9 protein-coding genes and 2 pseudogenes are annotated in these 11,175 nt (G+C 63.7%); 10 read left to right on the forward strand and 1 reads right to left on the reverse strand.

Going from position 1 to position 11,175, the window contains the following annotated elements; translation table 11 throughout:
• The first annotated feature begins 77 nt into the window (after positions 1 to 77).
• The 10 genes and pseudogenes from ACXDF8_RS02655 to ACXDF8_RS02700 all read left to right on the forward strand — a co-directional run bounded on the left by ACXDF8_RS02655 (position 78) and on the right by ACXDF8_RS02700 (position 9,954).
• On the forward strand, positions 78 to 692 hold the full coding sequence (locus ACXDF8_RS02655) for a cysteine hydrolase family protein (protein WP_457221671.1): 615 nt from the start codon (positions 78 to 80) through the stop codon (positions 690 to 692).
• Between the two features lie 33 nt (positions 693 to 725).
• Positions 726 to 1,832 (forward strand): alcohol dehydrogenase catalytic domain-containing protein, encoded by a 1,107-nt coding sequence (locus ACXDF8_RS02660; protein WP_457221672.1) that lies wholly within the window; start codon positions 726 to 728, stop codon positions 1,830 to 1,832.
• 278 nt (positions 1,833 to 2,110) lie between these two features.
• A complete protein-coding gene (locus ACXDF8_RS02665; RefSeq protein ID WP_457221673.1) occupies positions 2,111 to 2,296 on the forward strand; it encodes a hypothetical protein in 186 nt (61 codons plus the stop codon).
• A gap of 6 nt (positions 2,297 to 2,302) precedes the next feature.
• A complete protein-coding gene (locus tag ACXDF8_RS02670; protein WP_457221674.1) occupies positions 2,303 to 4,132 on the forward strand; it encodes an FAD-dependent oxidoreductase in 1,830 nt (609 codons plus the stop codon).
• Between the two features lie 29 nt (positions 4,133 to 4,161).
• A complete protein-coding gene (locus tag ACXDF8_RS02675) occupies positions 4,162 to 5,130 on the forward strand; it encodes a 3-carboxyethylcatechol 2,3-dioxygenase (protein ID WP_457221675.1) in 969 nt (322 codons plus the stop codon).
• The gene (locus ACXDF8_RS02680) at positions 5,127 to 5,987 is read left to right on the forward strand and encodes an alpha/beta fold hydrolase (RefSeq protein WP_457221676.1); all 861 of its coding nucleotides are present in this window, start codon (positions 5,127 to 5,129) and stop codon (positions 5,985 to 5,987) included. The genes ACXDF8_RS02675 and ACXDF8_RS02680 overlap by 4 nt, the downstream gene beginning before the upstream one ends.
• A gap of 523 nt (positions 5,988 to 6,510) precedes the next feature.
• Positions 6,511 to 6,767 (forward strand): annotated as a pseudogene (locus ACXDF8_RS02685) (transposase); the annotation flags it as partial.
• A 57-nt stretch (positions 6,768 to 6,824) separates the two neighbouring features.
• Positions 6,825 to 7,262 (forward strand): annotated as a pseudogene (locus tag ACXDF8_RS02690) (transposase).
• Positions 7,263 to 7,610: 348 nt separating this feature from the next.
• Positions 7,611 to 9,014: an APC family permease gene (locus ACXDF8_RS02695; RefSeq protein ID WP_457221677.1), complete on the forward strand. Its 1,404-nt coding sequence runs from the start codon at positions 7,611 to 7,613 to the stop codon at positions 9,012 to 9,014.
• Positions 9,015 to 9,162: 148 nt separating this feature from the next.
• Complete coding sequence (locus tag ACXDF8_RS02700; RefSeq protein WP_457221678.1) at positions 9,163 to 9,954, forward strand: SDR family NAD(P)-dependent oxidoreductase; 792 nt, start codon at positions 9,163 to 9,165, stop codon at positions 9,952 to 9,954.
• Positions 9,955 to 9,976: 22 nt separating this feature from the next.
• Here the strand turns inward: ACXDF8_RS02700 and ACXDF8_RS02705 are convergent.
• A protein-coding gene (locus ACXDF8_RS02705) for an IS3 family transposase (protein ID WP_457221679.1) occupies positions 9,977 to 11,121 on the reverse strand; the annotation gives its coding sequence in 2 pieces (ribosomal slippage) (positions 9,977 to 10,854 and positions 10,854 to 11,121; 1,146 coding nt in all).
• Between the last annotated feature and the right edge of the window lie 54 nt (positions 11,122 to 11,175).

The raw sequence follows: 11,175 nt of genomic DNA on the forward strand, positions 1-11,175 counted from the left end.
CGAATCGAGGCTCCTCACGGGATCTACGTGTGGATGTGGCCCGATAGCGTTGCAGTACAACATTGTTGGAGTAGTCAATGCAGATTAATCCTCAGTCGACGGCCCTGATCGTGGTTCACTGTCAGGGCCACATAGTGGGACCCGACGGAGCCTTTAGCGAGTTGTTCTATGGCCAGGTTGTCGAGCGGAACATCGTCAGCGCCATCGAGCGACTTGCCGACGCATTCCGCACCGCGGGTAGCGCAGTGTTCTACACCCGGGCGGTGTGGAAGCCTGATTTCTCCGATCTGGACGCGAACTCGCCGATCCTGGGCATCGTCGCCACTTCTGGATGCCTCAAAGACGGCGACCCGCTCTCCGAGATTGTTGCGCCATTAGCACCGAGGGAGTGCGACACGGTGATCACCCATACCCGGGTTGGTGGGTTCCAGGGCTCGGAGCTCGACGAGGCGCTGCGGAGCAGGGGCATCTCGACCGTGTGCTTTGCCGGAGTAGCGACGAACTTCTCCGTGGAGGGAACGGCCCGCACGGCCAGCGACCTGGGCTATCGCGTTGTGATTGTCGAAGACGCCTGCTCTGCCCGCGATGAGGCTACCCACCTGGCCAGTATTGACTCGCTGAGTCTCCTTGCGGAGATCGCCACCGCCGACGAACTCGAGTCCGCGCTGGCGCCGTCGCGGCGCAACCCCTGAAGTTTGTCACCACCGACCCGACTAGGAGTACTCATGACTTCCACCATGGTGGCCGCTCGGCTACATGCCATCAACGAACCAATGCAGATTGAAACTCTGCTCATTCCGCAGCCGCGGGCGACCGACGTCCTCGTCGAAGTCAAGGCTTGCAATGTGGTGCCCAATTTGGGCAACGTGTTGGCCACTTACGCAGAGTGGTTTCCCTACCTGCCGCTGCCCAAGCTGCCGGCGGTCTTTGGGTTGGATGCCTCCGGGGTTGTTGCCGAGGTGGGCTCCCATGTCAGCGGCGTTAACGTCGGTGACCGCGTGTATGTCAATCCCGGTCTGAGTTGTGGTGCCTGCCGTGCATGCCGCTTGGGGGTCGATCAAAACTGCAACAGCTATGCCTTCATGGGCTATTTCGCGTTCGGGGAAAACGGGCAGGAGTTGTTCGACGCTTATCCGTACGGCGGTTTGAGCCAGTATTTGACTGCACCGCAACGCAATCTGGTAAAACTCCCCGATAGCGTGTCGTTCGAAGAGGGCGCACGGTTCGGCTACCTGGGCACTGCATACTCCGCACTGCGCAAGGCTGGCGCCGGCCCCGGCGCGACGGTACTCATCGACGGTATCTCCGGCACGCTGGGCCTCGGTGCTTGCCTCAACGCGTTGGCATTGGGTGCCAGCCGGATCTTCGGCACCGGGCGTAACCGGGAACTGCTTGACGACGTGGCCGCACTCGCCCCGGGTCGGATTCTGGTGACCAACGACGACACCGACCTCGGTGGGTGGGTGCGCCGGAACAACGACGGCGAGGGCGTCGATATCGTCCTCGACTGCCTGGGCCCTGGAGCCCCGGTCGCGGCTTTCGCGAACGCCTTGTCGACCCTGCGGCGCGGCGGTACCGCCGTCGACATCGGCGGAATGATGGAACGCGTCGAGGTCGACATGTTCGCCATGATGTGCGCGCAGCAGAGCCTGCTCGGCAGCCTGTGGTTCAGTACCGCCGAAGCGCAAGAGATGGCCGAACTCGCCGGCGCCGGGGTGTTGAACCTGTCGGTCCTTGAGCATCATCCGTTCCCGCTCGAGAAGATCAACGAAGCGCTGGAGACATTGCCGACTCGCCACGGCGGGTTCACCAACTTCGTGTCCATCCCCTGACCACCGCGGCGCCGCTCTCAGTTCCCTCGCAGTAGAGACATACCTGACCCGGGGAGCGAGCGTCTACTTCCAACTCGACGTCTAGAATGCTAGCCTTGACGGCGAGAGGGTCAATGGCCATCCGTTTTTGCGGCCGCGTTGCGCGCGGTCCAGCCTTCGGGTCGACACAGCTAAGGACCTAGCCATGACCACCACCGCATCGCACGCCACCCCGGGGACAGGGAGGCGTCGGCCAGCATCAGCGGCACCCCCTGTACTCCGCGACCGGCAACTCCACCTTGATCATCGCCTACCTCGTTGCCGCATCGGCGATCTCGGTGGTCTGGGTGAGCCTTCTGGCCGGTGGCTGGGGCAAGGACGGCGCCCGCCGCCAGCCCGGTAACGACCGCCGCGCCAACACGATCGCCGCCCGAAGCCCCCAACCCGCCACAGCGGCTGCCCAGCCCGCCCGCACAGAGAAGTGAACTGTCATGACCGCACCTAACTCCCCAGCTGCTGCCACCGACTTCGACACCGACGTCCTGATCGTCGGAACCGGCCCGATGGGATCGGCGACCGCGCTCGCGCTAGCCACCTACGGCGTGCGTGTGCACCTGGTGAACCGACGCAACTGGCTGGCCAACACCCCCCGGGCCCACATCACCAATCAACGCACTGTCGAAGTGCTGCGCGACCTCGGCGTCGACCAAGACGCCGAACGCTACGCCACACCCTGGGAACTGATGGGCGACACCCTGTTCACCACCAGCTTGGCGGGTGAGGAGGTCGCCCGGCTACGCACCTGGGGCACCGGAGATGACCGCGCCGCCGACTACATCGCCAACAGCCCCTGCCGGCTGCTGGACATCCCCCAGCTCTACATGGAACCGGTGCTGTTCAAAAACGCCGCTGAACGTGGCGCCACCTCGGCGTTCAACACCGAATACGTGTCGCACACCCAGGACGAGCACGGGGTGACCGTCGAGCTGGCCGACAACATCACCGGTCGCCGGTACAGCATGCGCACGCGCTACCTGGTCGGCGCCGACGGCGCCCGCTCGAAGGTCGCCGAGGACATCGGCCTGGAGATCGACGGCGAGATGGCCCGCGCAGCCACCGCATATGTCCTGTTCCACGCAGACTTGAGCCGTTACGTCGAGCACCGGCCCAGCATCCTGTACTGGATCCTCACCCCTGGTGGAAGTTTCGGCGAGATCGGCATGGGCCTGCTGCGCGCCATCCGGCCGTGGGACACCTGGATCGCCGGCTGGGGATTCAACATGGCCGACGGTGAACCTGACTTCGCCCCTGACGACGTGCTAGCCAAGATCCGTACCCTGGTCGGCGATGCTGACCTCGACGTCGAGATTGAGTCGACCTCGGTGTGGTACGTCAACCAGGCTTACGCCACCACCTACTCCAAAGGTCGGGTGTTCTGCGGCGGTGACGCCGTGCACCGGCACCCGCCCAGCAGCGGCCTGGGGTCCAACACTTGCATCCAAGACGGGTTCAATCTCGCCTGGAAACTCGCGTTCGTCCTCAACGGTTACGCCGAGCCGAGTCTGCTGGACACCTATTCCGCAGAGCGCCAGCCCGTCGGCGCGCAAATCGTGGCCCGCGCCAACCAGTCCCGCAAGGAATACGGACCGATTAACGCATGTTTTGCCACCGAAGGCGCCGCCGATCCGGTCGTTGCGGGCCTGGCAAAGGTGCGCGACCCAGGACCCGCCGGGGTGGCGGTCCGCGATGCCCTCGCCGAAGCGCTGGAACTTAAGAACTACGAATACAACGCCCAAGGTGTCGAACTCAACCAGCGGTACGCCTCCCAAGCGGTGATCGTTGATCCTGACGCCGGCGACGAGATCTGGCACCGCGACCGGCAGCTGTATGTCCAGCCCACCACCCGGCCCGGTGCGAAGATTCCACACGCCTGGCTCGTTAATGCACGCGGACAGAGGGTTTCGACCCTCGACGTCACCGGCAAAGGGAAGTTCAGCATCGTCACGGGGCTGGCGGGACGAGCATGGGCCCACGCCGCGGCGAAGCTCGACCTGCCCTACCTGAGGACTGTGGTGATCGGCGAGCCCGGCACCGCCGACCCGTACTGCGCTTGGCACAAGCTCCGGGAGATCCACGAGGCCGGTGCATTGCTGGTGCGCCCGGACGGCTACATCGCCTGGCGTCATGTCGAGGCGGTGTGGGATGACAACGACGCCTTTGACGCCTTGGTCTCAGCGTTGACGCAGGTGCTGGGCACCAGCCCGGGTGGAACCGCCACGTCCCTGAAGATCACAGTCGCGCCTGCGCTGTCTGCCACCTAGACAACGCCCCACCGACGGAAGGAACAGCTATGACCGTCGCCTTGTGCACGCTGTCGCATTCACCGCTGATGGGTCGCAACGACCCCGACGCCGTCGTCCTCAATGAGGTCAACACCGAACTGGCTGCCGCCCGCAGCTTCGTCGAGGACTTCAAACCCGATGTGGTGGTGATCTTCGCCCCCGATCACTACAACGGCGTGTTCTACGACCTGCTGCCGCCATTCTGCATCGGCCGCGCCGCAGTATCGGTCGGTGATTACGGCACCCAGGCCGGGCCGCTGAACGTCGACCGCGACGTTGCCCACTTCGTTGCCGAGCACGTACTCAATTCCGGCGTCGACATTGCACTGTCGGAGCGGATGCACGTCGACCACGGCTTCGCCCAGCCCCTGGAGCTACTGTTCGGATCAATCAGCGCAATCCCTACCGTGCCGATCTTCATTAACTCCTTGAGTACCCCACTGGGACCGGTGCAACGGGTCCGGTTGCTTGGGGAGGCCGTCGGCCGCGCTGTTTCCGGCCTCGATAAGCGGGTTCTGCTGCTGGGATCTGGGGGCTTATCCCATGATCCCCCGGTGCCGCAGTTCGACACCGCACCCGAGCCGGTTCGCCAACGTCTCATCGACGGCCGCGGCATCAGCGCCGACGAACGCGCTGCCCGCGAGAACCGAGTTATCACCGCCGGACGCGATTTCGCAGCCGGCACCGCCACCCTACAGCCGCTCAATCCCGACTGGGACAACCACCTGCTCGACCTCCTCGCCGGCGGTGACCTCACCCCGATCGACACCTGGACGGTCGCCGACTTCGTTGCCGCAGCCGGCAATTCGTCTCACGAGGTGCGCACCTGGATTGCCGCCTACGCGGCCCTGTCCGCGTGCGGGCCTTACCTGATGAGCACGCGCTACTACCGGCCTATCCCGGAATGGATCGCCGGATTCTCCATCACCACCGCCACCACCAACCCCACCCAACCCTCACCAAGGAGCACCCGATGACCACCACCGTGGCAATTCCTGACTACACGACCGACGACTTCTTCGGTCTGGACGACAAATGGCTGGTCACCGCCGACGGCGAGCTCACCCACTATCACGAACTCGGTGAGGGCGCCCCGATCCTGTTCCTGCACGGCTCCGGCACCGGTGTCACCGCAGCGGCGAACTGGTGGCTAAATCTCCCTCAACTCAGTAACTACGGTCGCTGCATCGCCATCGACTCGATCGGCTACGGCCAGACCGTCGTCGCGCCAGGCACTACCTATGGCATCCGAGAATGGGTTCGTCACGCCGTGCGCGTCCTTGACGCCCTCGGCATTGACAAAACCTGGATCGTCGGCAACTCCCTTGGTGGCTGGCTGGCGTTTCAGTTCGCCATCGACTTCCCAGACCGATTGCTGGGTATCGTGTCCATGGGCACCGGCGGCGCTACACTCACCGGAGCCCTGAAAGGGCACTCGAATCCGACCCTCAGCGTAGAAGGCGTCCGGAATACGTTGGAGCAGTTTGTCGTCGACAAATCCCTTGTGACCGATGAGCTGGTCTCATTGCGGTACGCATCGGCACTCAACGACACCGCATCGGACCGGCTCAAAGACGTGGTGGCGGCGCGTGACCGCGACCGCACCGCTCTGCCTTTGGATTTCGAGGTGCTCGCGCGACTGGAGATTCCGGTACTGCTGATCCACGGGGTTCAAGATGTGGTAATCCCGGTGTCACGGACCTGGGAGCTGCTCAACGTTATCCCGCACGCCGACGCCCACATCTTCAGCCAGTGCGGTCACTGGTCCCAGGTGGAGCGCGCTGACGAGTTCAACGACATCGTAGGCCGCTTCCTGAGTCGTCACCTCGCCTGACAAGAACTCGCAGCAGAGAGGAGGGCACCGCGGAGATTCGGTCTTGCCGCTGGATGTTGTGTCCGTCATGGGGCAACGTCCTGTAAATCGGGAAGCGGTGTGCTCACGATGGGGCTGACGTCGAACCAACTCTGGACAGCACCCGTGAGAGACCCAGGGCTGCTGTGCACACTGCGGGCGCAAGCTCTTGAGGGAAGGCGTGTCTTAGCAAAATGATTGAAGGTCATCGCGTGCCTTGTGAGTGTGTGTTGTAGCGATTCGGCCGTCTGAGTCGCCGTCGGGATCGGTAGCGATGCCAGGGACTGACTCACGCATGACTTGGCCGCCAGGTTGGTGTGCCATGCGCAGGAACCGCCGTTGCTGGCGTCGGCACCGGCCCGCCCCACCTGCTGGCCTGATGAGAGGTCAGTCTGTGCTGTCGTGGCCCGTGACCCATCACAGATATGCCGCCCAGCGAGACACTCACGCATAGGCGATGACCGCATGGCCGGACCCCGTGGAACAGTTCAGGGGTTCCGGCACAGGCAGTTTGGATCTGGCGATCCCTAGGCTGCGGCACTGCTCGTCCGTCCCGGACTGGCTGCTGAAACGCCCCAAACGTGCCAAGCGAGCCCTGGGGTGGCCACCTGCTCCCTGCTGGGGGTTGTCGACGCGGCGGATGGACAAGCTCGTCGAGACTCTGGGGATTACATCGCTATCGAAGTCGCCGGTGTCGGTGATGGCTAAAGAACTCGACACTGCAGTCGAAGCTTTCCGGACCGGGCCGCTGGACGCTGGCCTCTGCACGCCCTGATCGCCGTAGGGGTCAACGCCGAGGGCGACCGAGAGATCCTGGGCGTGGATGTCACCACCGCTGAAGACGGCGCAGGCTGGCTGACGCTCCCGCGGTCGCTGAGGTGTCAGGCCGGTGACCCCCGATGCCCATGCCGGGCTTGTGGCCGCGATCGGCGCGACCCTGCCCGCGCTACCTGGTAGCGCTGTCCCACGCCCTACACGACCAACTTGATGGCCGCTACACCCAAGGCGTCCTGGCCGTGGGTGCGCCCCCTGCCGCACTCGGTGTTCGACAACCCCGACGCACAATCCGTTGCCGCACAAGACGACCGGATCATTGACGCGCTAGCCGACAAACTTCCAAAGGCCGCCGAACACTTGAATGCGGACCGCCCGGACCTGCGGGCGTTTACCGCGTTCCCCAAGCAGATCTGGCGGCAGATCTGGTCCAACAATCCCCAGGAGCGTCTCAACAAGGAGATCCCTCGGCGCACCGATTGATGAGCCTGACTAGAAGTGATGTGCGGCAGGCATTTTCGGTTCTATAGCAGCACGCCGATGGCTAGGCAACTGCTCGCAATGCGAGCGCTTGCGGCCGAGCATTTCACAGTTCCGCGGGAACTTCCGCCGAATCTCACCGCAGCGCTTGACAACCCCCCGAGGCCAGATCACTATACGAGCAGACGCTTGCATAGTGATCTAGATGAACTCTGATCCGACCTGTGCGACCCGGCTACGAGCCGCACCCGAATACCCGAAGGGTCACAAATGACGGACACAGCGGCAGCTGGTTCCCACTCGGCCGCGGAGCCTATTGCGGTAGGTGCCACTACTGGTCTGCGCGGAAACATGGGCACCGTCAAGTTGATTCTGACGGTACTGGCCCTGGCCGCCCCCCTCGGGGCGATCGGCGGCCTAGCGCCCGTGATCATCGCCAACGGCAACGGACCCGGTACTCCGCTGACGTTCGGAGTCATCGGCGTGGTGATGCTGCTGTTCGCCGTTGGCTTCACGACGATGACCCGGCACTCTAGGTTGGCGGGTGCGTTCTACGCTTACATCACGGTTGGGCTCGGGCGCCCGCTAGGTCTGGGTGCCGCTTTTATCGCGATGTTCGGCTATTTCACTCTGATGGTCGGCGCGTACGCGATGTTCGGCCAGTTCGCGGACGGGCTTGTCAGTGGCCTGTTCGGCGGTCCAACTTTGCCCTGGTGGGTGTATACGCTCGGCTGCTGGGTCGTCATCACCGCGTTGGCGAATTTCAACGTCGAACTCTCCGGGCGGGTGCTGGCCGTCTTGATGGTCCTTGAGGTGGTCATCGTGATGTGCCTGAATATTCCGGTACTCATCAGCGGCGGGCCGGAAGGACGATCACTGGAACCGTTCACCTTGGGGGCATTCACCTCAGGCGCTCCGGCCACCGGCATTCTGCTCGCCAGTGCCTGTTTTCTCGGGTTCGAGGCCACCGCGATCTACCGTGCCGAGGTCAAGGATCCTGACCGCACCGTTCCGCGGGCGACCTACCTGGCGGTGACCCTCATCGCACTCTTCTACATCCTGTCGAGTTGGGCGTTGATCAACGCTGTCGGTCCCTCGCAGGCGGTATCGGTCGCTCAGCAGACCACGGCCACGATGTTCTTCGATCAACTCGGCGCCTACGCCGGCGTTGTCGCCAAGGACATCGCCCAAATACTGGTTGTGACGAGCGTGTTCGCCTCGGTGTTGTCGTCGCACAACCCGATTGCCCGCTACGCTTTCTCGCTGGGGAAAGACGGCGTCTTCCCCGAGTTCTTCGGCCAGGCGCATCCCAAGCACGCGTCTCCCGCGCGGGCGTCCCTGGTCACCTCGCTGGTGGCACTCGGCCTGACCGTGCCGTTCGTCCTGGCCAAGGTCGACGTCGTCAGCTTCTACTCGTGGATGTTCGGACTGGGCGCCTACGCGCTGCTTATCTTGATGGCGGTGACCTCACTGGCCGTCATCGTCTACTTCCGGCGCCACCGCAGCGAGGAACGGCTGATCAATACGACCGTCGCCCCCGTGCTCGGGATCGTGGGACTGCTCGCCATGCTTACTCTCATCAGCGCCAACTTCGAAGTGCTCATCGGAGGGTCAAAGCCCGTTGGCATTGCCCTGCAGATGTTCACGATCGGTCTTGGCGTTCTCGGAATCGTGCTTGCCCTGATCTGGCGCCGCTCCCGGCCCGAGGTCTATCAGCGTATCGGCGGGCAGGCGAGCGAACAATTCGACACCTAGCCAGCTCCAGGGGCGAGCACTTGCCCTCGGCGCGTACGGGCCAGATCGATTTCTGAAGCCGGTACGCGCCGATTCGGCTCTTCGCGAAAACTGTTGTCACACGAGAGGAGAATTAGTGACGGGCCGGGTTCGAGGCCGAGTGGCCTTGGTGACAGGCGGCGCACGGGAGCGGGGTCAAGGCGCTGCGCACGCGGAGTGGCTAGCGCGTGAGGGCGCCACCGTGGTCATCGGTGACATCCGCGACGAGGAGGGCTCCGCTACCGCCGAGCGGCTCCGCGCGGCAGGCGGCGACGTGCACTACGTGCGGTTGGACGTGCGTAAGTCCGAGGACTGGTCGCGGGTGATCGGCGATATCGAGACTTCGCACGGAAAGCTCAACGTACTGGTCAACAACGCCGGCGTCATGTCGTGGCAGGACGCCGAGAATGCCACCGATCAGGAATGGCACGACGTCATCGCGGTCAATCAGACCGGGGTCTTTTTCGGTATCCGCGCCGCCGTGCCGGCCATGAAGCGCGCCGGAGGTGGTTCGATTATCAATATCGCCTCAGCGGTTGTCAGCCTGGGGACGCCCGGGATCTTCGGCTACCAGGCCACTAAGGCCGCCGTGGTGGCCATGACGAAGTCTGCGGCGGCCGCATACGGCAAGTTCGGTATTCGGGTCAATGCCGTCGGTCCCGGATTGGTCTTTACACCCATGCAGGACGATATCCGGGACGTCTGGCCCGACTGGGATCCGGTGGCTCAGGAGTTGCCCTCACAAGCGATCGCCGTCCGCGCGACCGGGCATAACATCGCTCCGATGGTCGTCTACTTCGCCTCCGACGAATCGATCTTTCACACTGGCGATTTCGTAACCATCGATGGGGGGCAGAACGTCGGTGGCAATTTGGTAGACGCCCCTGGCGAGTCCCCGATTCTGAGTCCACCCGGTTCTTGAGTCGGGGTGGTGTGATCCAGTTTCAGTTGATGTTGCAGTCCATCGGGGTGTGGGTGCAGCTGCAGACGGCAGCGTACTCGGCCGGGGTGCGGTAGCCCAGGGCCGAGTGGCGGTGCCGGTAGTTGTGTTCGTGCTTGAAGTCGCCGATGACCACGCGGGCTTCGAGCAGGGTGTTCCAGTGGTTGCGGTTGAGGCACTCCTTGCGTAGTCGGTTGTTGAACGATTCGATGTGTCCGTTGTTCCATGGCGCTCCTGGCGGGATATACGACATACCAGTCCGACCGTCACAGAACTGCTGCAGCGCTTGGGAAATGAACTCCGGACCGTTGTCCATCCGCAGCACCTTCGGCGGCCCACCCGCTGCGGCGAACACGTTGGCGAGATCGGCGACGAGTCGGTCGGCGGTGATCGACCGCTCAACGATGTGCAGCAGTGAGACGCGGGTGTGCTCGTCGATCATCGAGGCGATCTTGATGGCCTTGCCGTCGACGGTGGAATCGAACTGGAAGTCGATCGCCCACACCACGTTCGGGGCATCGGCCTCGATCGATGGGATCGACGACACCCCGGCCCGCTTGCGCGGACTGTGCACCCGCACCTGCAGCCCTTCCTCGCGCCACAGCCGGTGGATCTTCTTCAAATTGACCTCACGGCGCTCGTCGTAGCGCAACGCCGCCCAGGCACGGCGGAACCCATGGCATGGGTTCTTCGTCGCGTACGTGCGCAGCCAGGCCCGCATCTCGGCATCGGGATCGGCGGGGGTCTGCGACAACGGCAGGCGACGGCAGGTGGAGCGGGGCAGCCCAACGGCTTTGCACGCCAACCGTTCCGACATGCCCATCATGGAGGTGAGCATGCCGACGGCGCGGCGCTTGGCAGCTGGGCCTAAAATTTTCCCTTTGCGACCTCCCGCAAGGCGTCTTTGACCAGCTCGGCCTCGGCCAGTAATCGCTTCAGTCGGGCGTTCTGTTCGCGCAATTCCTTGAGTTCCTTGGCGGCATCGGTGTCCATCCCGCCGTAGGCGCGACGCCAGTTGTACAACGTCGCCGCAGACACCTCGAGTTCGGCTGCGATTTCCTCGCCGGTCTTGCCTTCGGCGGCCAGTTCGTCCGCACGGCGCAGTTTGCGCACGATGTCTTCTGCGGAGTTCCGCTTCCGACCAGCCATACGTTCATCGTCCCTTCTCGCCCACCATCGGGCTACAGGACTCTAGAACTTGCT

Source organism: Mycolicibacterium sp. CBM1 (genome assembly GCF_054073305.1).